Source organism: Hymenobacter artigasi, from assembly GCF_012275535.1.
GTDB lineage: Bacteria > Bacteroidota > Bacteroidia > Cytophagales > Hymenobacteraceae > Hymenobacter > Hymenobacter artigasi.
Window position 1 is genome coordinate 99,535 of the sequence record NZ_JAAVTK010000006.1, and the last position, 21,027, is coordinate 120,561.

Sequence of the window (21,027 nt, forward strand, 5' to 3'; positions counted from 1 at the left end):
CATGGCCATGCTCTCCCAATCCGAAGCCCAGACCATCCTCAAAAAAGTCCTCAGCTTCAGCACCGCTGATGAGTGCGAGGCCACCCTCACGGGCACTAGCGGCGGCAACGTGCGCTCGGCCCGCAACTCTATCAGCACGGCGGGCGCGGCCGAGAACGTGGCGCTGGCGGTGCAGTCGCGCTTTGGCAAGCGCAGCGGCACCGCTACCTGCAACGAGTTTGATGAGGCCTCGATTCGCCGCTGCGTGCAGCGGGCCGAGGAAATTGCCCGCCTCGCGCCGGAAAGCCCGGAGTACGTGCCGCTGCTCGGGCCGCAGACGTATTTGGCATCGCCCAACTCTTTTGCGGCGCGCACGGCGGCCATCACGCCCGATTACCGGGCCGAGCAGATTGGGGCCAGCATGGCGCTGTGCGATGCCAAGAAGCTGAGCTCAGCCGGCTTCTTTAATGATTCGTCGGGTTTCGTGGCCAAGCGCAACTCCAAGGGGCTGGAGGCTTACCAGCCGGTGAGCAACCTTGATTTTTCCATTTCGGTGCGCACGCCGGACGGCACCGGCTCGGGCTACGCCATTGCCAACTACACCGATTTGGCCCGCTTCGACGCAGCGCGCCTCACGCGGGTGGCAGCCGACAAGGCGGCTTCGTCGGTGAATGCTAAGGCCATTGAGCCGGGCAAGTACACCGTGATTCTGGAGCCGGCTGCCGCCATCGACCTGCTCAACAACATGATGGGGGCCATGGATGCCCGCAACGCCGACGAGGGCCGCAGCTTCCTGAGTAAGAAGGGCGGCGGCAACAAGAAGGGCGAAAAGGTGTTCGACGAGCGGGTGACCATCTACTCCGACCCCACCCACCCTGATGTGCCCGACCTGACCTTTGCCGGCGACGGCCGCCCCCAAAAGAAGGTGACGTGGGTGGATAAGGGCGTGGTGAAAAACCTCTACACCTCGCGCTTCTGGGCCCAGAAAGCCGGCATCCCCGACATTCCGGCGCCCGGCGGCTGGATTATGGAAGGCGGCACCCAAAGCACCGCCGAGCTCATTAAGGGCACCGCCAAGGGTATTCTGGTCACGCGCCTCTACTACATCCGGGCCGTCGACCCGCAAACGCTGCTCTACACCGGCCTGACGCGCGACGGAACGTTCTACATTGAAAACGGGCAGATTAAATTCCCGGTGAAAAACTTCCGCTTCAACGAAAGCCCGGTGATTATGCTCAACAACCTGGAGGCGCTGGGCAAGCCCGTGCGCCTGAACGGCAGCCTGGTGCCGCCCATGAAAATCCGGGATTTCACCTTCACCAGTTTGTCGGACGCGGTGTAGGTAGTGCGGTAAGCTTTAGCTTGCCGTGCCGGACAATTAGTTGATTCATTGCATTTTTCCGCTGGCCTCCAATACGGCAAGCTAAAGCTTACCTCACAATTTATGAAAAGACGCGACTTTGTAGGACTCACTGGCCTGGCGGCCGGCGCCCTCTATCTCCCCAGCTTCCCCAGCTTCGGCGGCACCCCCGTTGACCCCGCCCGCCTGCTGGAGCCCGGCGCCGACGTGGCCATGAAAAAACGCCTCGCCGATGCCGGCCTGAACGCCGCTAAAGCCGCCGGTGCCAGCTACGCCGACGTGCGCATTGGCCGCTACCTCAACCAGGGCATCTTCACCCGCGAAAAGCAGGTGCAAAACATTGCCAGCACCGAGAGCTACGGCGTGGGCATTCGCGTGATTGCCAACGGCACCTGGGGCTTTGCTTCGACCAACAACGTGACCGACGCGGGCATCGCCAAAGCCGCCCAGCTGGCCGTACAAATCGCCAAGGCCAACTCGAAAGTACAGAAGGAAAAGGTGCAGCTGGCCCCGCAAAAAGGCTACGGCGAGGTAAGCTGGAAAGCGCCCATTCAGCAGAATGCGTTTGAGGTGCCCATCAAGGATAAAGTGGATTTGCTGCTGGGCGTGAACGCCAAAGCTCTGGATATGGGCGTGTCGTTCATCAACTCGGTGCTGTTCCAGGTGAATGAGCAGAAGTATTTTGCCAGCACCGACGGCTCCTACATCGACCAGGACATTCACCGGATTTATCCCACGTTCGGCGTCACGGCCATCGACCGGGCCAGCGGCAAGTTCCGCTCGCGGCAGGCCATGAGCTCGCCCGTGGGCATGGGCTACGAGTACCTCACGCCCAAAGCCGCCGACAAGATGGCCGGCCCCACCGGCTCCGACATCATCGGCTACAAATACAGCTACGACATGCTGGAAGACGTGGCCCTGGCCGCCAAGCAGGTGAAGCAGAAGCTGACCTGTAAGTCGGTGACGCCCGGCAAGTACGACCTCGTGCTCGACCCGCACCACCTGGGCCTCACCATCCACGAAAGCGTGGGCCACCCGCTGGAGCTCGACCGCGTGCTGGGCTACGAAGCCAACTTCGCCGGCACCTCGTTTGCCACCCTGGAGTGGAAGGCCAAGGGCATCCCCTACGGCTCGAAAGTGGTGAACATAGTGGCCGATAAGGTGACGCCCAACACCCTGGGCGCGGTAGGCTACGACGACGAAGGCGTGAAAACCAAGCGCTGGGACCTTATCAAAGACGGCACGCTGGTAGACTACGAGAAAATCCGGGACCAGGCGCACATGGTGGGCCAGAAGGAATCGGACGGCTGCTGCTACTCGCAGTCGTGGCAGGACGTGCAATTCCAGCGCATGCCCAACGTGAGCCTGCAGCCCGGCAAGGCCAAAATGAGCGTGGATGAAATGGTGAGCAAGGTCGATAAGGGCATCTACATCGCCGGCAACGGCTCGTTCTCCATCGACCAGCAGCGCTACAACTTCCAGTTCGGCGGGCAGGTGTTCTACGCCATCGAGAAAGGCAAAATCACCGAGATGCTGGAGGACGTGGCATACCAGGCCAACACCCAGGAATTCTGGAACTCCTGCGCCGGCTCATGCGACGAAAGCGACTTCCGTTTCTTCGGCGCTTTCAACGACGGCAAGGGCCAGCCCAGCCAGAGCTCGGCCGTGAGCCACGGCTCGGCCACCACGCGGTTTAATGGCGTGAACGTGATTAACACGGCGCGTAAGATTGGGTAACAGACGCCTGACCGTCATGCCGAGCGTAGCCGAGGCATCTCGCGTGCAATGGTAATTCAATCGATTAGATTACTACCCCACGCGAGATGCCTCGGCTACGCTCGGCATGACGTTCTGAATTCATCCAGCATACTCCTACACCTGAAAATATCATGGCCATTCTCTCCAAAGACGAAGCCCAGACCATCCTCAAAAAAGTCCTCAGTTTCAGCACCGCCGATGAGTGCGATGCCACGCTCAATGGCAACATTGGCGGCAACGTGCGCTCGGCCCGCAACTCCATCAGCACGGCCGGGGCCAGCGACAACGTGTCGCTGGCCGTGGAAAGCCGCTTTGGCAAGCGCGCCGGCGTGGCCACCTGCAACGAGTTTGACGAAGCCACCCTGCGCCGCTGCGTGCAGCGGGCTGAGGAAATTGCCCGCCTCGCGCCGGAAAGCCCGGAGTACATGCCCCTGCTCGGGCCGCAGCAGTACCTCGATGGCAGCCGCTCATACGCCGCCGCTACCGCCGCCATCGACCCCGACTACCGGGCCGCGCAAATCGGGGCCAGCATGGCGCTGTGCGACCAGAAAAAGCTGAGCTCGGCCGGCTTCCTCGACGACTCGCACGGCTTCGTGGCCAAGCGCAACTCCAAGGGACTGGAGGCTTACCAGCGCACGTCCAACGTCACGTTTTCGGTGACCGTGCGCACGCCCGATGGCACCGGCTCGGGCTACGCCTCGGGCGACTACGTGGACTCGACCAAGATGGACGCCGCCCGTTTCACCAAAGTAGCCGCCGATAAAGCTGCTGCTTCCATGAAGGCGCGGGCCATTGAGCCGGGCAAGTACACCGTGATTATGGAGCCCAATGCCCTGCTCTCGAACGTGGACACCTCGCTCATCGGCGCGCTCATGGGTGCCCTCGATGCCCGCAACGCCGATGAGGGCCGTAGCTTCCTCAGCAAGAAAGGTGGCGGCAACCGCAAGGGCGAAAAGCTGTTCGATGAGCGCGTGACCATCTATTCCGACCCGCTGAACCCGGAAATCGCCGACCTGACGTTCAGCGGCGACGGGCGGCCGCAGCAGCGCACCACCTGGATTGACAAGGGCGTGGTGAAAAACCTGTACGCCTCGCGCTACTGGGCCCAAAAGGCCGGCATCCCCGACCTGCCCCGCCCCAACGGCTGGATTATGGAAGGAGGCACCCAAAGCACCGCCGACCTCATAAAAGGCACCGCCAAGGGCATTCTGGTCACGCGCCTGTGGTACATCCGCCCCGTCGACCCGCAGACGCTGCTCTTCACCGGCCTGACGCGCGACGGAACGTTCTACATCGAAAACGGCCAAATCAAGTTCCCCATCAAGAACTTCCGCTTCAACGAAAGCCCGGTCATCATGCTCAACAACCTGGAAGCCATTGGCAAGCCGGTGCGTTTGAACGGTAACCTGGTGCCGCCGCTCAAGATTCGCGACTTCACGTTCACGAGCCTGTCGGACGCGGTGTAGCGTATTCTTGTAGCATCCCTGTTAACTGAGCGTCATGCTTCGGCTACGTTCAGCACGACTTGCTTTTATAGCAACATGACTTTTTAGATGACTTCGAAAGCCACCAGCCAGCCGGACTGGTGGCTTTTTTAGTTGCTGGCGAAGCGGAGGCAACTTCCGACCCGCCAACTGCATCTGCCGACTTGGGCGCAGGCATTCCGCGCCTATCTTGCGGCCTACTCCCCTTCTTTTCTGCGATGAAGTTCTTCCTGATTGCCAGTGTGCTGCTGGCTACTATCATCCGGCCCGCCGCCGCGCAGACGCGCCTCAGCGGCAAAATTTTGGATGCCGCTACCGGTCAGGCCGTGCCCTATGCCAGCATTTCGGTCCTGAACACCACGGCCGGCACCACCAGCAACGCCGAGGGCGAGTTCGAGCTACGCGGCATTGCGCTGCCCGCCAGGCTGGTGGTATCGGAACTGGGGCACGAACGCGACACCGTAGCCGTGGCAGCTGCCACGCCACTCCAGCTTAAGTTGAAGCCCGCCTCGGTCATGCTTCCGGAAGTAGCCCTTGGTACCTACACGGAGGAGCTGATTAAGCAGGCATATCGGCAGCTGCAAAGAAGCAGCCTTACCAAAAGGTACAGCCAAGCCTTCTATCGGCAAATTACCCGTTTGGAAGGGCAGCCTACCGAGGTGCAGGAAATGATTTGGCACGCGAAAACAACCAGCGGCGGAATAGAAGGCACCGCCATGGCGCAGGGCCGGTTTGCGGCGAAGAAAGCCCTGCTCCAATTCAATAACTTTTCCATCTTCACCAAGTCAATCGTTCTGTTCAATCCCTTAGTCGATAGCACGCAGCAGGGTGGAGTTGTCAGTTTAAACGTGGCCCGCGACTACACGCTGAAGCTGCTGGGAGTGACGCAGAGCGGGAGCCAAAACCTGGTGCAGATTGGCTTCGTCAGCAAGTCCACTTTCTCCCCCACCCCGAACCGGGGCACCATTACCATCGACGAAGCCACGCACCAGGTGCTGCATTTTCGGGTGGAAAGCCAGAACCTCATCCACATCAAATCAAACAACCCAATCTTTAAATTTAAAGCGGAGTCGTCGGTGTATGAAATGGCCTTTCAGCCCTCCGCTACCGGCGCTACCCTGGATTACATCAAAGCAAGTTATCAGGGCACCGTGGGCCGAATGCTGAAGGAAGACATCAACCTGCAGGCGTCATCCTTCACCTCGTTCTACGCCGTCCAGTCCGCGCCCGCCAGCGGCGTAACTTATGATGCAGCCGGCAAAGTGCGGTCGGACCTGGAAGCCATTAAAAAAACAACTTACGACGCCACCGCCTGGCAGAACAACTCCGCCGTCAAACGCACACCGCTCGAAGAGGAGGTCATTAAATCCTTCGAGCAGAAGGGCGCTTTCGGCACTATGTTGCCGTAGCTTGTAGCGCGGACTCTGTAGTCCGCGGGTACGCAATATAAATACAGTTCATTCACTTGCGGACTGAAATTCCGCGCTACATCTTTTTCTCTGCAACCTATGAAAAGACGCGACTTTGTGGGCCTCACCGGCCTCGCCGCCGGGGCCCTGTTTCTACCGAGCCTGCCGGGCTTCGGCCACACGCCCGTCGACCCCGCCCGCCTGCTGGAGCCGGGGGCCGACGTGGCCGTGAAAAAACGCCTGGCCGACGCGGCCCTGAACGCCGCCAAAGCCGCCGGGGCCGACTACGCCGACGTCCGCATCGGCCGCTCGCTGAACCAGTACGTGTTCACCCGCGAGAAGCAGGTGCAGAACATCGTGAGTACCGAGAGCTACGGCGTGGGCATCCGGGTGCTGGTGGCAGGCTGCTGGGGCTTTGCCTCCACCAGCGTCGTCACCGAGGCCAACCTGGCCGCCACCGCCCGCGAGGCCGTGAACATTGCCAAGGCCAACCGCCTGGTGATGAAGGAGCCCGTGCAGCTGGCCACGCAGAAGGGCTACGGCGAGGTTAGCTGGAAAACGCCCATTCAGCAAAGCGCTTTCGAGGTACCCATCAAGCAGAAGGTAGATTTGCTGTTGGCGGCCAACGCCGCGGCGCTCGATGCGGGGGCCAGCTACATCAACTCGGCCCTGTTTCAGGTGAATGAGCAGAAGTATTTCGCCAGCACCGACGGGTCGTACATCGACCAGGACGTGCACCGGCTCTGGCCTACATTCAACGCCACGGCAGTGGACACGAAATCGGGCAAATTCCGCAGCCGCGAGGCGCTGAGCGCGCCGGTGGGCCTGGGCTTTGAGTACCTCACGCCCAGCGCGGCCGAGCAGGTGCGCGGGCCGCAGGGCACCGATACCATCGGCTACAAGCTGCGCTACGACATACTGGCCGATGCCGCGTTGGCCGGCAAGCAGGCCAAAGCCAAGCTGACGATGAAATCGGTGACGCCCGGCAAGTACGACCTCGTGCTCGACCCCGGCCACCTGGGCCTCACCATTCACGAGTCCGTGGGCCACCCCACCGAGCTCGACCGGGTGCTGGGCTACGAGGCCAACTACGCAGGCACCTCGTTTGCCACCCTGGAATGGAAGGCCAAAAACCTGCCCTACGGCTCCAAGGAGGTCAACATCGTGGCCGACAAACTGCAGCCCGGCTCGGTGGGCAACGTGGGCTACGACGACGAGGGCGTTAAAACCCGCGAGTGGGACCTCATCAAGGACGGCAAGTTAGTTAATTACCAGAAAATCAGGGACCAGGCGCACATCGTAGGCCAGAAGGAATCGGATGGCTGCGCCTACGCCCAGAGCTGGGAAGACGTGCAGTTCCAGCGCATGCCCAACGTGAGCCTGCGCCCCGGCACTGCCAAAATGAGTCCCGACGAGATGGTGAAGGGCGTGGACAAGGGCATTTACATTGCGGGCGCCGGCTCGTTCAGCATCGACCAGCAGCGGTTCAACTTCCAGTTTGGCGGGCAGCTGTTTTTCGCAATTGAAAAAGGCAAAATCACCGAGCAGTTGGAAGATGTGGCCTACCAGTCGAACACCCAGGAGTTCTGGGGAGCCTGCGCCGGCTCGTGCGACCAGTCGGACTACCGCCTGTTCGGCACCTTCTTCGACGGCAAAGGCCAGCCGGCCCAGGTGTCGTCGGTGAGCCACGGCTCGGCCACCACGCGGTTTAATGGCGTGAACGTTATCAATACGGCGCGCAAGGTGTAGCCGCCTAACCTCACCCCCGGCCCCTCTCCCGCGGAGAGGGGAGCCTGACGCTTCACACAAGGTGCATGGCCGGTGCCCCCTCTCCGCGGGAGAGGGGGTCAGGGGGTGAGGTGAACGCCAGAACGTCCCATCTCTAAACTATCTGCAAAATCATCCAATGGCCATTCTCTCCAAAGACGAAGCCCAAACGCTCCTCAAAAAAGTCCTCAGCTACAGCACCGCCGACGAGTGCGAAGCCTCTCTGAACGGACGCACCACCGGCAACATCCGCTACGCCCGCAACAGCGTGAGCACGGCTGGCGCCCAGGATTCCGTATCGCTGGCCGTCGAAAGCCGCTTCGGCAAGCGCAGCGGCATTGCCACCTGCAACGAGTTCGACGATGCTACGCTGCGCCGCTGCGTGCAGCGGGCCGAGGAAATTGCCCGCCTCGCCCCCGAAAGCCCCGAATACGTGCCCCTGCTCGGGCCCCAAACCTACCTGAGCCCGCCCTCCACCGCCACCACGCTGCTCACGGCCACCACCCGCGCCCAGGCCGCGGCCGACAGCATGGCCCTGTGCGCTGCCAGTAACCTCACGTCAGCGGGTTTCCTCGATGGCGGTACCCGGTTCGTGGCCAAGCGCAACTCCAAGGGCCTGGAGGCCTACCAGCAGTCCACCAACACCGACTTTTCGGTGACGGTGCGCACCGCCGACGGCCGCGGCTCGGGCTACGCCATTGCCGACGTGACGGACCCCGCCAAGCTCAATGCCAAAGCCCTCACCCAGCGCGCTGCCGACAAGGCCCTGGGCTCGGTGAATGCCAAGGCCATCGAGCCGGGCAAATACACCGTCATTCTGGAGCCGGCCGCCCTCATGGCCGGCGACGACCTCTCGCTGCTGGGGGGAATGATATTTGGAATGGGCGCCCGCGAGGCCGACGAAGGCCGCAGCTTCCTGAGCAAAAAGGGCGGCGGCAATCGCAAGGGCGAAAAGCTGTTTGATGACCGGATAACCATCTACTCCGACCCGCTGAATGCCGAGGTGCCCGGCAATGCCTTCGACGGCGATGGCCTGCCCACCAAACGCCAGACCTGGGTTGAGAAAGGCGTGGTGAAAAACCTGTTTTACAGCCGCTTCTGGGCTGAGAAAAACAAGGTGGCCGCCACGGCCTTCCCCAACGGCTTCATCATGGCAGGCGGCACCCAAAGCACCGCCGAGCTCATCAAGAGCACCGCCAAAGGCATCCTCGTCACGCGCTTGTGGTACATCCGCGAAGTCGACCCGCAGACGCTGCTTTACACTGGCCTCACCCGCGACGGCACGTTCTACATTGAAAACGGAAAGATTAAATTCCCAATCAAAAACCTGCGCTTCAATGAAAGCCCGATTATCATGCTCAATAATATTGAGGCCATCGGCCGGCCCCAGCGCCTGGCCGGCTGCCTCATTCCGCCGCTAAAAATCCGCGACTTCACGTTCACAAGCTTGTCGGACGCTATTTAATCTTTGTCATGCTGAGCGCAGCGAAGCATCCTATCAGCGCAGAAGGTGTCGTTGGCTTCTGATAAGATGCTTCGCTGCGCTCAGCATGACAAAGCTGACCACTACTATTTCTGCCTAATGCCCGCTGCCGCCTTCACTTTCGTTCGCCTGAAATACCACTCCGGCGACTGGGACGCGGTGGACGAGCGCATGCCCGCCAACCTGCTGCACTCGCTGGTGCAGTACACCAAGGTGCCCGTCGACCCCAAGGAAAAAGTGGTGGCCCTGGACAGCCCCGAGCTGTTCAACTACCCCTTCTGCTACCTGAGCGGGCACCGGCTGGTGCAGTTTTCCAGCACGGAGAAACAGAACTTTACGCAGTACGTCCGCAATGGCGGCTTTGTGTTCGTGGATGATTGCAATCACGACATCGACGGCCTCTTCGCCCGTTCCTTTGAGGAGCAGATGCGCCAGTGCTTCGGCAGCAGCGCCCTGAAGAAAATCCCCAAAACCCACCCCATCTACTCCCAATTCTTCACCTTCAAAGACGGTCCGCCCAACACGGGTTTTGAATTGAACGGCTGGGGCGACGACCTCGTGCACGACTACCTGAAAGCCATTGAAATTAAAGGCCGCATCGGCGTGCTGTACTCCAACAAAGACTACGGCTGCGAATGGGACTACGACTTCCGCAACAAGCGCTTCCTTGCGGAGGACAACACCAAGTTTGGGGTGAATATTTTGCTGTATGCACTGACATAAAAGCCATGAATTTTTCTGATTAAATGGCAGGTGCATGGAAATAGCAAACCTTCAACCGAATACTGGCTTTGAGTTATTTCTGTTGGTATGTGCTGGTTTATTTGCCCCTATTTTAGCAGTAACAGAGTTCTATTCTCTCTATTACAAAAGGACAGCCCGGCATGAGAAGAGCAAATACCGAATCAACAATATAAAACTCATTTTATTCTACCTAGCCATTACAGTTTTTGCTTACGTGTTCTGTATGAACCGAGAATTGCGAATATTATTTGGGATACGATTAGGAGCAGGTATTGCAATATATTTTCTGTTCACTTTATTAGAATCATTATTTCGAAAACGATGAATTTAAATTTCAATTCTGCCTGCTAATTAATAATTCGGACCCAATGACCGAACAAGAAGTAAACACGCTCCTCGCCAAAATCCCCGTACTGAAGGCCGAAATTGCCAAGGTCATCGTAGGCCAGGAAACCGTGCTCGATGAAGTGCTGGTGGCCCTGCTGGCCGGTGGCCACGCCTTGCTCGAAGGGGTGCCCGGCCTGGCCAAAACCCTACTCGTGCGCACGCTGGCCGCCGCCACGGACTTGCCCTTCCGCCGCATCCAGTTTACGCCTGATTTGATGCCCACCGACATCCTCGGCACCGAGGTGCTGGAGGAAGACCACGGCACCGGCCACCGCTCGTTCAAGTTCAACCCCGGCCCCATCTTCGCCAGCCTAGTACTGGCCGACGAAATCAACCGCACGCCGCCCAAAACCCAGGCCGCCCTGCTGGAGGCCATGCAGGAAGGCCACGTCACTTACGCCGGGCAGGAGCATGCGCTGCCCAAGCCGTTCTTCCTGCTGGCCACCCAGAATCCCATCGAGCAATCGGGCACCTATCCCCTGCCCGAAGCTCAGCTCGACCGCTTTTTGCTGTACGTTCGCATTGGCTACCCTACCGCCGAGGAGGAATTGGCAGTGCTTCGTGGAACCACCGGCGCGGCCGGCCAAAAAGTGCAGCCGGTGCTGGGCGGGGCCGATATCCGCGAGCTGCAAGCCCTCGTGCGGCAGGTGAGCCTCAGCCCCGAGCTGATGGATTTCGTGAACCGCTTGGTGCGGGCCACGCGGCCGGCTACCTCGGAAGTAAAGTTCATCAAAGACTACGGGCGCTGGGGTGCGGGGCCCCGCGCCGGGCAGGCGCTGATACTGTGCGCTAAGGCTCGGGCGCTGCTGCACGGCCGCTTCGCCACCACGCTGGAGGATATCCGCACGCTGGCCCCACCGGTGCTGCGGCATAGGGTACTGCTGAATTTCAACGCCGAAGCTGAGAACATCACGACCGACGACGCGGTGGTGGAGTTGCTGAAAGCGGTAGCGGTGTAGCAGAATGTTACAGTAAACTGTCATGCAGCGCGTAGCGAAGCATCTTTACCGCTTAACGCAATCAGTTACCATCTCGGTAAAGATGCTTCGCTACGCGCTGCATGACGTCCGTTAGCTTATCAATATCAAATGCTCAACCCCGAACTCCTGCACGGCCTGCGCAACCTCTCCCTCGCCGCCCGGCAGGCGGCTGAGGGTTTTCTCAACGGCGCGCACGCCAGCCGGCGGCACGGCGCGGGCATGGAGTTTAGCCAGTACCGCCCCTACCAGCCCGGTGATGACCTGCGCCGCCTCGACTGGCGCCTGGCTGCCCGCTCGGACCGCTACTACCTGCGCGAATCGGAAATCGACACCAGCCTGACCGTGCACCTGCTGCTCGACGCCAGCGCCAGCATGAACCACCGCGATGACAACGGCCTCAGCAAGCTCGACTACGCCCGGCTGCTGCTAGGCGCACTTGCCTACATCGCCACACAGCAGGGCGATGCCGTGGGTCTGAGCATCCTCAGTCCCGCCGGCCTGCGCCACCTCGCGCCCCGCGCCGATGCCCGCCAGCTGCCCCGCCTCTACCACGCCCTCGAAACGGCCGAGGCCGCCGGCCGCTTCCCCGCGCCCGAAACGCTGGCGCCCCTCACAGCCCGCCGCCAGCGCGCCCTCACGGTGTGCGTGAGCGACTTGTATGAGGAAGGCCAGGAAATAAACGCCCTGCTCACCCGCCTGCGCGCCACCAGCGGCGACGTGCTGCTGCTGCACGTAATGGCCCATAATGAACTCAAATTCAGCTACGAGGGCGCTGTCACTTTCCGCGACTTAGAAACTGGCCAGACCCTGCAAATCGACGCCGCCACCCAGCGGACAGCCTACCAACAGCAGCTGCAAAACTGGCTGCGCGACACGGCCCAAAACGCCCGGCGGCAGGGCTTCGACTATCATTTACTGGACACTTCGCAGCCGCTGGATGCGGCGATGCGGGAGTTTCTGCGCCGACGTAACCTCACATCCTGACGGGTCACCTCACCCCCTGACCCCCTCTCCAAAAAAGAGGGGGCACCGGAAATGCTTTTGACAACCAATAGTAATATTCAAGGCATCTGTAAAACCTCTCAACGCTCAAGTAACGGTGTCATCCAGACCGAACCGGTGCCCCCTCTTTTTTGGAGAGGGGGTCAGGGGGTGAGGTGACGCCTGCCAAATCATGTTCGCCCTCCTCCACCCTGCCGCCCTGCTGGCCCTCACGGGCCTGTTGGTGCCGGTAGCCATTCATCTTTGGAACCGCCGGCCTGCCCGTGAAGTGGCGGTGGGCAGCCTGCGCTGGCTGGCCGCCGGTGCCAACCGCCGCCTGCGCAACCTGAAGCTGGAGCAGCTCTGGCTGCTGCTGTTGCGTGCGGCGCTGCTGGCGGTGCTGGCCGTGGCGGTGGCCGGGCCGGTGTGGCGCACGGCGCGGCCCACCAGCCGGGGCGTGGTGCTGTTGAGCGCCGAGGCGGCCCGACTGCCAACGCTGGCCGGCATCAAGCCCACTATCGATTCGCTGCGTCGGAAGGGATATACGTTGCGCTGGCTATCGGCGGGGTTTCCCCGGGTGCCGGGCGCGGCTTGGCGGGCGGTGGCTGCGAGTCGGGCCAGCGCCACCGTCGATTCGGCAGCGGCACAGCAGCCTTCCGGCCCGGCCTGGGCGCGGGTGCAGCAGGCGGCGGCCACCTTTGCGGGCCAGCCGGTTTTTGTGGTCACCAGCGCGGCGCTACGCAACTTTGGCGGTCGCCACGCGCCGTTGCCAGCCGCCGTGAGCTGGCAGGCCCTGCCCGATACCACTACCAGCGCGTGGCTGGCGGCCGCCGGGTTGGTGGGCGACAGCCTGCACCTGCTGGTTGGACGCAGCAGCGAAGCCCGAACCACCTACCGCCCGCAACGCTCACTGCTGCCGGCCACCGGCCAGGTAGTTCGGCTGGCTGGACTTGCCCCGCTACGCCTGCAGCCGGATACCACCGGCAGCGGAAGCCTGCGGCTAGTTTCAGCCAACGGCGCTACTTCTGCCTCCACCCCAGCTATTGAGGTAAGGAATTCGCCGCTCACCATTCACCTATATGCCACGCCGGAATACGCCGCCGATGCCCGCTATTGGGAGGCGGCAGTACGCGCTGCCGCCGTAGGGCTGCCCGTGGCGCTGCAGCTACGCCGGGTTACGGACCGGCCCAGGCAGTTGCAGGCTGACTGGACATTCTGGCTTTCCGACGATGCATTACCGCAAAACTGGCAACAAACGGTACGCCAAGGGGCTACCATCTGGCAGGAGGCCGCCGGCCCGGGCATGCCCGACACGGCGCGCTTCGCCGCTGCGGATGCCTCGGGCGCAGCTGGCCTGGTATTTCGGCGCGGTGCACGCCCACCGGCTTCGGTAAGCGCAACGGTGTGGGCCGATGGCCGGGGACGCCCGGTGCTTTCGCGGCGGATGCAGGGCCGTGGGGCAACTTATCAGCTGCACACGCGCCTCGCGCCGCCCTGGAGCGAGCTGGCCGACGACCCGCAGCTGCCGGCCCGGTTACTGAAGCTGCTACAGCCCGCCGCCACCGATGAAGCCGCAGCCGTCCTCTACCATCCCCGCAACCCGGGCATGGAGCAGCAGCTGAGTCGTTTCGACCATCGTGCCCTCGACCCCGTCCAACTGACCATGGCACCGCGTATGCAGCCCACCACCACTCCAATCCGGGCAACAGGTGAGCGCACGGCTGATTTGCGGCCCTGGCTGGTGCTGGCGGCCGGGCTGCTGTTTTTGCTGGAGCGCTGGCTGGCAGGGCGGCAGGCCGGGAGCACATTGCCTACTTCGATATGACGCAGCCCACGGTTACTTCCATTAACACAAGCCGGTTGCCGGAGCAGGGCCAGTCACAGGCGCAGCTGCAGGCGGTTAGGAATAGCTATGCCAGCCGCTACGCCGGCGCAGGGCTACTAGTTCTGCTGGCAGCCGGTACCCTGTTGGCCGGTTTGGCACACCACTGGCCAGCCGTACAGCCGCTTTGGGTAGCGCTGGTCGTGCTAGGCTTGCTGACGACCTCGGCGTGGTGGGCGTGGCCCCTGCGTCAGCTGGACTGCGCAGTTGTAGCCCAACGGCTCGACCGGCAGTTTCCCGAGCTGCAGGACAGCACCGGCCTGCTGCTGCAGGACCCGGCTACTCTGACTTTTCTCGGCCAGCTGCAATTCAAGCGCGTAGCCGGGCAGCTCGGGCAGCTGACTGCGGCAGGGCCGGGGCTGCTCCCATTTTCTTTTCGGAAGCCGTTGCTGCTGAGCTCCGGACTATTGCTGGGGGCGGCGTTATGCTACCTGCTGCCCATCAGCCAGCCGGCCCAACCCCTACCGGCGGCCGTCAGCATGCGGTTTTCGCCCCCGGCTCCGGCAGCGGCCGGGCGGCCCGCGCCGCCGCGTATCAGCGAAACAAAGCTGCTGGTTACACCGCCCGCCTACACCCGGCTGGCGGCTTTTGCCCCGGCGCAGCCTTCGTTTCAGTGCCCGCAGGAGGCGCGGGTGCGCTGGCAGGTGCGGGTGAGCGGCGATGGCAAATCGGCAGCGCCGATGCTGGAGCTGGGCCGCCAGCGGGTACGTTTGCAGCCGGTGGCCGGGCAGGCGGGCTGGTTCTTCACCGAGCAAACACTGATGGCTTCCACGCTGTACCGGCTGCGCTACGCGGGCACGGTGTCTGATGACTACGCCATTGACGTGCGGCCCGACCTCGCGCCCGTGCTGCGCATTCAAACCCCCAAATCCTACACGCTGGTGGCGGCCATCGGCCAGCGGCCGGAAGTCCCCATCCGCGCCACCGTGCGCGACGACTATGGCCTGAGCCGGGCCGAACTGGTGATAACCGTGGCGCAGGGCCAGGGCGAGGCGGTGAAGTTTCACGAGGTGCGGCGCGATTTGAGCGCGGGCCTGGGCGGGCCGCAGGCCACGCTGGGCAGCCTCCTCAACCTGCCCAAGCTGGGCCTGACGTATGGCGACGAGCTGTACTTCTACCTCACGGCCCGCGACAACCACGGCCACAGCACCCGCACCGATTCCTACCTCGTGCAGTGGCAGGATACCGCCGTGGCCGATGGGGCCCTCGACCTGGGCATGGGCGTAAAAGTGGCCCCCGCCTACTTCCGCAGCCAGCGCCAGATTATCATCGACACCGAAAAGCTGCTGGCCGAAAAGCCAAAGCTTGATGCCGCCACCGTGGCCAGCCGCGCCAACAACCTCGGCTTCGACCAGCAGACGCTGCGCCTGCGCTACGGCAAGTTTCTGGGCGAAGAGTCGGAGGCCGGGATTGGGGTAGAAGCTGGCCCGCACGCGCCCACGGCCGAAGACGACGACGCGCCCGCCTCCCCCACCGCCGAAGCCCCCGGGCACGACGACCACGACCACGGCGGCGCGCCGGTTTCGCCCTCCAAAGTCTCGTCCACCGCCGAAACCGATGCTCTGATGGACCCCTACATCCACAAGCACGACGATTCTGAAACCGCCGACTTCCTGGAGCCTGCCGTGAAGGCCAAGCTCCACGCCGTGCTCGACCAGATGTGGGCCGCCGAGCTGCGCCTGCGCACCGGCCAGCTGGCGGCGGCCCGCCCCTTCGAGTACCGCGCCCTGCGCCTGCTGAAGGAAGTGCAGCAGCAGACCCGGGCCTACGTGAAAAAAGCCGGCTTCACCCCGCCGCCCATGCCCGAAGCCACCCTGCGCCTCACCGGCGAGCTGGCCGGGGCCGCCGTGCCCCAGCGCCAGCAAACCCTGCCCGCCCCGGCTACTCAGCCTGCCATCCGCGCCGCCCTGCGCTGGCTGGCCGCGGCCGACAACGGCCAGCCCACCCGCCCCGCCGATGCCGCGCTGCTTGACCAGGCCGGCACCGTGCTATCCGGCGCGGCCCTCAGCCGCCCAGGTTTTTACCTGCCGGCCCTGCGGGCCCTGCGCGAGCTGGGAGCCGACGTGCGCGCCGGCCGCCCCACCCGCGCGGCCAGCCGCGCACCCGTAGCCCGCGCCCTCACCGACTTGCTGGCCGTGCCCACTCCCGCGCCCGCCGCCCCGCCCGCTGCCGACCGGCTGGCGCGGCGTTATTTCCAGGACTTAAGCCGTTAGCCCGTTGCCCATTTTAACTCCGAATCCGGTTCTTTACTTTGGCCTGCTGGCGGGCTGCCTGCTGCTGGCCCTCGGACTGCTGGTGCTGGCCTGGCGGCGGCCCCGCAAGCGGCAGCGGGCAGCCAGGGTTCTGGCCAGCCTGGCCGCCGTTGCGGCGCTGTGGTTCAGTACTTTTCCGCCGCTGCGCCACCTGCCCGCCATTCGTACCGAGGCCATTCTGCTCACCCCCGGCTACTCGCCCGATACCCTGCGGCAGCTCCGCCGGCAGTTGGGTATGGGCACATCGGTCTGGACCTATGGCGATGCCGACCCGCCTGCCAACGCCCGGCCGCTGGCCAGCCTGCTCACGCTGGCCGAGCAACGGCCGGCGCTGCATCGGCTGCACATTCTGGGCCACGGGCTACCGGCCGCCGAACTGGAACTGCTGAATTCGCTGGCGGTACGGCTGCACCCGGGGGCACCGTTTGAAGGCTTCTCCACCGCTTTCTGGCCGGCAACATTATCGTTGGGTGAAATGCTGCGGCTGGAAGGCACGGTGGTAGCCCCCGGCCGGCCGGCCGCCGCGTGGGTGGTGCTGTACGCTGCCGGCACCGGGCGCGATTCGGTGCGTTTGCCGGCCGGTGGCGGACCATTCCGGCTGCGCTACCAGCCCAAAGCCGCCGGGCTGGCCACCTACGAATTGCGGCTGCGCCGGCTAGGCCAGCCGTTGCTGACGGAGCCGGTACCGGTCGAAATTACCACGCCCACGCTGCCGGCCGTGCTGCTGCTCACCGCCACGCCTTCCTTCGAGTTCAAGTTTTTGAAGAACTACTTGGCCGAAGCTCACTATCCCGTGGCCTTGCGCACGAGCGTAAGCCGGGGCCTGGTCCAGACTGATTTCGTGAACCTGCCGGCCCAGTCGCTCGACCGCCTCACGCCCGCCCTGCTGGCTCGCTATGCTGTAGTGGTGGCCGATGCGGCCACGCTAGCTGCCCTTTCCACCACCGAAACCCAGGCCCTGCAAGCGGCCTTACGCGCCGGCCGGTTGGGCATCGTCACGCTGGCTGAATCCGCGCCCCTGCCCCGCACCGCGCCCTCCCGCGCCGATTTCACGGTGCAACCCCGGCCAGCGAATATTGCCACCCAGCCCCTCACCTGGCCCGACGCGCCCGGCGAGGCCCGCGCAATGCTACCGGCCCAGCTGCAAGCCAACCCGGCGCTGCGGGCACTCATCACCGGGCCGCGCCAGCTGCTGCTGGCTGCCAGCCAACGGGTGGGCCTGGGCTTCGCGGTGGTGTCGGTAGTGCCCGAAACGTTTCACTGGGGCCTGCAGGGGCATGCCGCCGTCTACGCCTCCTTCTGGAACCAGCTGCTGACGGCCGCCGTGCCGCCCGCCCCGGCCGCCGCTACCTGGCAGGCGGGTAGCCGTTGGCCCCGGCCGGCGCAGCCCCTCACATTGCATCTGGCAGGCGCTTTCCCAACCACCCCGCACACAGTGGCGGCGCTGACCGGCGGCCCCGCCGTGCGCCTGGCCCTACGCCAGGACACCCGCCTGCCCGAGTGGAGCACGGCCCAGTTCTGGCCTGACACTGCGGGCTGGCACCAGGTGCGCGGGCCGGGGCGCATCAGCCACCATTTTTACGTGTACCCGCCCACGGCCTGGCTGGGGCCGGAATTGCAGGAGCGTCAGCTGGCCGTAGCGCAATTGAGCGCTGATACCTTGGCCTCAAAAGACGCTGAGGCCGTTCAGGACACAGTGACGGAGCCGTGGCCGGCGGGGTGGTTTTTTGGGTTGTTTCTACTAGCCGCCGGGTATCTGTGGCTGGAAGAGAAATTGTAGAATCTAAGGCTTTTTAAGTTAGCCAATAATACCGCCGGAACGGTGTAGCGACGCATCTTTGCGTCTTGTCGTTGAAGGAAATCGCCCAACGACAAGACGCAAAGATGGGTCGCTACACCGTTTAAAATCAGAAGAATTAACTCAGATAGCTTTTAAGGCTTTTTAAGCAATTCATTACTGGTCATATTTCTTTTCCAATATAGCCTCACCAACCCTATTTAAATTGGGTATTGCTGCTATTGCCACAAGCTTGTTTTTAGCATTCAAATAATACGCTTGGTTGCCAATATCGCGGCTGCAAATAACAATAGTATCTTTTCCGGGCCACCAATCCACGGCCCATTTCATCGTATTTGAGGCTGATGTCTGCAGTGTATCAATCAGCTCAAATTTCTGATTATGAACTTCAAGCCTAATGCAGTGAAATTTCGCTCTGTCAGCGGCATTTTCATTAAGTTCGATTTTTAAATTATATAATCCAGAAGGCGACGCAATTATTACAGGCGGCTTCCGCATGTATATGCAGGAAGAAATAAACAAGGCAGTCACCCAAGGATAATTCTTAAATTTCATATCTGCCAATCTGAAAACCCAGGGTTTACAACCCTATTTTGGTGAAGATAGAAGTTATTATTTCTTCGCCTCACCCCCTACCCGCTTCACCCAGGCCGGGTAGTCCTGCGCGAGCAGTTCAGCGGGCCAGGTGCCGGCGTAGAGGTAGCCGGCGCGGCGCTCGTTTTCGATTTCGGTGAGCTGATAGTGCACCTGGCTGTCGCGGCCCACATAGATGGGCCGGTTGGTGCCCAACTCGTAGAAACGGGCCCAGAGCACGGCCCCGGGCGCGGGTACGATGATGCGGTCGCGGCCTTTGGGCTCTTTTGGCGCGGCAATCTCCTTTAGCGCTACGTTGAGCATTTTCACTTTTTCGAACCATTGAACTGCCCCCTCGATGGCGGCTTTTTCGGCAGCGGTGGGCTGTTCGATGTCCATGAGAAAGCGGACGATGCTCACCGATTCCTCGCCGCTGAGGGACGGTAGCTCGAAGGCACGGGCCTTGGCCGGGAGCAGGCTCACGGGGTCGTACTGGGCGGCCCAGGCGGTGGGCTGGCCCTGGCTTACGTACTGCGTGCGTAGGATGCTGGCAACGCCCCGGGCCACGGCCGCCTGAGCCAGCGGCACCAGCTCGGGGTCGAGGGCGGCGAAGGGGGACTGCTGGCGGGCTACCTGGCGCAGCACGGTCAGGGCCCGAATCATAGCGTCGTCGTTGTAAGTTATTTCGCCGTGGTAGCTGCTCAGGTCGGGGTAAAACTGTGGAAAGCCGCCGTTGGCGTACTGCATCTTGAGCAGGTAGCGGATGCCGTTTTCGACGCCCTGGCGGTAGGCAGGGTTGCGGGTTTTCTGGAAGGCTTGGGCCAGGTAATTGATTTCGCGGGTCGTCGCGTCGTTGTCGATGGTGGCATCGTTCTGGTGCTTGCTATCGAGCAGGCCGGCGCGGGCGGCGGCGCTGAGGCGGCTGGCGTAGCTCACCTTCACCTCGCCCAGGGCCTTGGGCCAGCCACCAATAGCGCGCTGGTAGAGCAGCATCTTTTCGGCAATGGTATCAATCGGCGCGGTGGCCTCGGCCGGGGCCAAGCGCACAACGCCGGTGACCGGGTTCCAGCGCCCACCAAACGTCCAGGCGGCGGTGATTTCCCGGGCTTTCGGCGCGCCCTCGGCGGTGGCAAGGTTGTCCTTCATCCAGGCATAGTCGCCGCCGGCGCGGTGGCAGCCGGCGTAGTACACGCGGCGGCCCCACTGCTTCGCGCCCGGCCCCGAGGCGGCGTGGTAGATATCGGCATCGGCCATGTTTTCAGCAAACCTGCAATCAATCAGATAGAACTGCGCCTCGCGGTGGAACCGGCCCAGCTTGAAGCCGTCGTCGCCGCTGAAAGTGCAGTTGCGCAGCACGGTTTTGGAGTCGCGGCTGCCGGAGCCATCGTGCCAGATGGCGGCCTCCTTGCTGTGGCAGATGAAGCGGCAATTTTCGGCGTAGGCCCAGCCGCGCGGACAGTAGAAATCCACACCGCCTTCCATGGTGCAGTCCTGGAAATAGTACGCGCCGGCTTCCGTGTCCCAGGGGCTCACCGTGTCGCCGCCCAGCGCCCGGAAGGTGCAGTGCCGCACCACCAGCCGGGTGGCGCCGGGCAGGGCGCGCAGGGCCATCTGGTGGCCGGTTTTGCTCACTGTTTTCTGGCCGGTGGGCGCGGTGGGGCAGTCGATGGTGACGGGACCGGCGGCGGCGTCGAAGCCGTAGCTGTTGATGACGCTGAGGTTTTCGAGGGTGATATCGGGGCTGTTGCGCAGGTTGAGGGTAGCCACGCCCCAGTCGCCGGCGGTGGCGTTGGCGTCGCAGGTCCACAGGTCGCGGGCCTGCGCGTAGGTCAGCACCACGCCGGCTTCGCTCTGGCCTTTCAGCACCAGTTTTTCCTTGCCATCGAGGTATATTTTCTCGTGGTAGGTGCCGTTTTTGATGAGCACCGTGCGCGGTTTGGCGGCTAAATCCGGCAGGCTATTGATGGCTTCCTGAATGGTGCGGTAGTCGGCGGAACCGTCCGGAGCTACGGTCACGGTCTGGGCTTGGGCCGGCTGTAAGCCCAGGCTGAGCAGCAGTAGTGACAGCAGGCCCGGCAGGCGTAGCGCGGTGGTTTTCATCAGTAAAAAACAGGTTGGTTAGTAAGTAGCCGGTCATCAGTAGTCGGCAGCCAGATAGCAATCAATTCACTGATTATCAGATGGATGAAA

The 21,027-nt window shown here is 62.7% G+C and carries 14 protein-coding genes; 12 read left to right on the forward strand and 2 right to left on the reverse strand.

Going from position 1 to position 21,027, the window contains the following annotated elements:
• Position 1: 1 nt before the first annotated feature.
• From HBN54_RS11485 to HBN54_RS11545, 12 genes are all read left to right on the forward strand, one after another.
• Positions 2 to 1,321 (forward strand): TldD/PmbA family protein, encoded by a 1,320-nt coding sequence (locus tag HBN54_RS11485; protein WP_168673355.1) that lies wholly within the window; start codon positions 2 to 4, stop codon positions 1,319 to 1,321.
• Positions 1,322 to 1,423: 102 nt separating this feature from the next.
• Positions 1,424 to 3,076 carry a TldD/PmbA family protein gene (locus HBN54_RS11490; protein WP_168673356.1) on the forward strand — a complete coding sequence of 551 codons (1,653 nt, stop codon included), beginning with the start codon at positions 1,424 to 1,426 and terminating at the stop codon, positions 3,074 to 3,076.
• Positions 3,077 to 3,228: 152 nt separating this feature from the next.
• Positions 3,229 to 4,563: a TldD/PmbA family protein gene (locus HBN54_RS11495; protein WP_168673357.1), complete on the forward strand. Its 1,335-nt coding sequence runs from the start codon at positions 3,229 to 3,231 to the stop codon at positions 4,561 to 4,563.
• Positions 4,564 to 4,799: 236 nt separating this feature from the next.
• The gene (locus tag HBN54_RS11500; protein WP_168673358.1) at positions 4,800 to 5,990 is read left to right on the forward strand and encodes a carboxypeptidase-like regulatory domain-containing protein; all 1,191 of its coding nucleotides are present in this window, start codon (positions 4,800 to 4,802) and stop codon (positions 5,988 to 5,990) included.
• Positions 5,991 to 6,089: 99 nt separating this feature from the next.
• Complete coding sequence (locus HBN54_RS11505) at positions 6,090 to 7,739, forward strand: TldD/PmbA family protein (RefSeq protein WP_168673359.1); 1,650 nt, start codon at positions 6,090 to 6,092, stop codon at positions 7,737 to 7,739.
• A gap of 157 nt (positions 7,740 to 7,896) precedes the next feature.
• Entirely contained in the window at positions 7,897 to 9,222 is a 1,326-nt protein-coding gene (locus HBN54_RS11510; protein ID WP_168673360.1) for a TldD/PmbA family protein, read from the forward strand.
• A 117-nt stretch (positions 9,223 to 9,339) separates the two neighbouring features.
• On the forward strand, positions 9,340 to 9,963 hold the full coding sequence (locus HBN54_RS11515; RefSeq protein WP_168673361.1) for a DUF4159 domain-containing protein: 624 nt from the start codon (positions 9,340 to 9,342) through the stop codon (positions 9,961 to 9,963).
• Between the two features lie 389 nt (positions 9,964 to 10,352).
• Positions 10,353 to 11,330 (forward strand): AAA family ATPase, encoded by a 978-nt coding sequence (locus HBN54_RS11520; protein ID WP_168673362.1) that lies wholly within the window; start codon positions 10,353 to 10,355, stop codon positions 11,328 to 11,330.
• A gap of 129 nt (positions 11,331 to 11,459) precedes the next feature.
• Positions 11,460 to 12,335 carry a DUF58 domain-containing protein gene (locus HBN54_RS11525; protein WP_168673363.1) on the forward strand — a complete coding sequence of 292 codons (876 nt, stop codon included), beginning with the start codon at positions 11,460 to 11,462 and terminating at the stop codon, positions 12,333 to 12,335.
• Positions 12,336 to 12,525: 190 nt separating this feature from the next.
• Positions 12,526 to 14,157, forward strand: a complete 1,632-nt coding sequence (locus tag HBN54_RS11535) for a BatA domain-containing protein (protein ID WP_168673365.1) — start codon at positions 12,526 to 12,528, stop codon at positions 14,155 to 14,157.
• Positions 14,154 to 16,427 (forward strand): DUF4175 domain-containing protein, encoded by a 2,274-nt coding sequence (locus HBN54_RS11540; protein WP_168673366.1) that lies wholly within the window; start codon positions 14,154 to 14,156, stop codon positions 16,425 to 16,427. Before HBN54_RS11535 ends, HBN54_RS11540 begins: the two co-directional genes overlap by 4 nt.
• 4 nt (positions 16,428 to 16,431) lie before the next feature.
• The gene (locus HBN54_RS11545) at positions 16,432 to 18,246 is read left to right on the forward strand and encodes a hypothetical protein (RefSeq protein WP_168673367.1); all 1,815 of its coding nucleotides are present in this window, start codon (positions 16,432 to 16,434) and stop codon (positions 18,244 to 18,246) included.
• Between the two features lie 174 nt (positions 18,247 to 18,420).
• On the opposite strand, the gene HBN54_RS11550 is transcribed toward HBN54_RS11545, so the two are convergent.
• Positions 18,421 to 18,819 carry a hypothetical protein gene (locus HBN54_RS11550; RefSeq protein WP_168673368.1) on the reverse strand — a complete coding sequence of 133 codons (399 nt, stop codon included), beginning with the start codon at positions 18,817 to 18,819 and terminating at the stop codon, positions 18,421 to 18,423.
• A gap of 57 nt (positions 18,820 to 18,876) precedes the next feature.
• Positions 18,877 to 20,937: a pectate lyase gene (pelA, locus tag HBN54_RS23515; protein WP_235955503.1), complete on the reverse strand. Its 2,061-nt coding sequence runs from the start codon at positions 20,935 to 20,937 to the stop codon at positions 18,877 to 18,879.
• Positions 20,938 to 21,027: the final 90 nt, after the last annotated feature.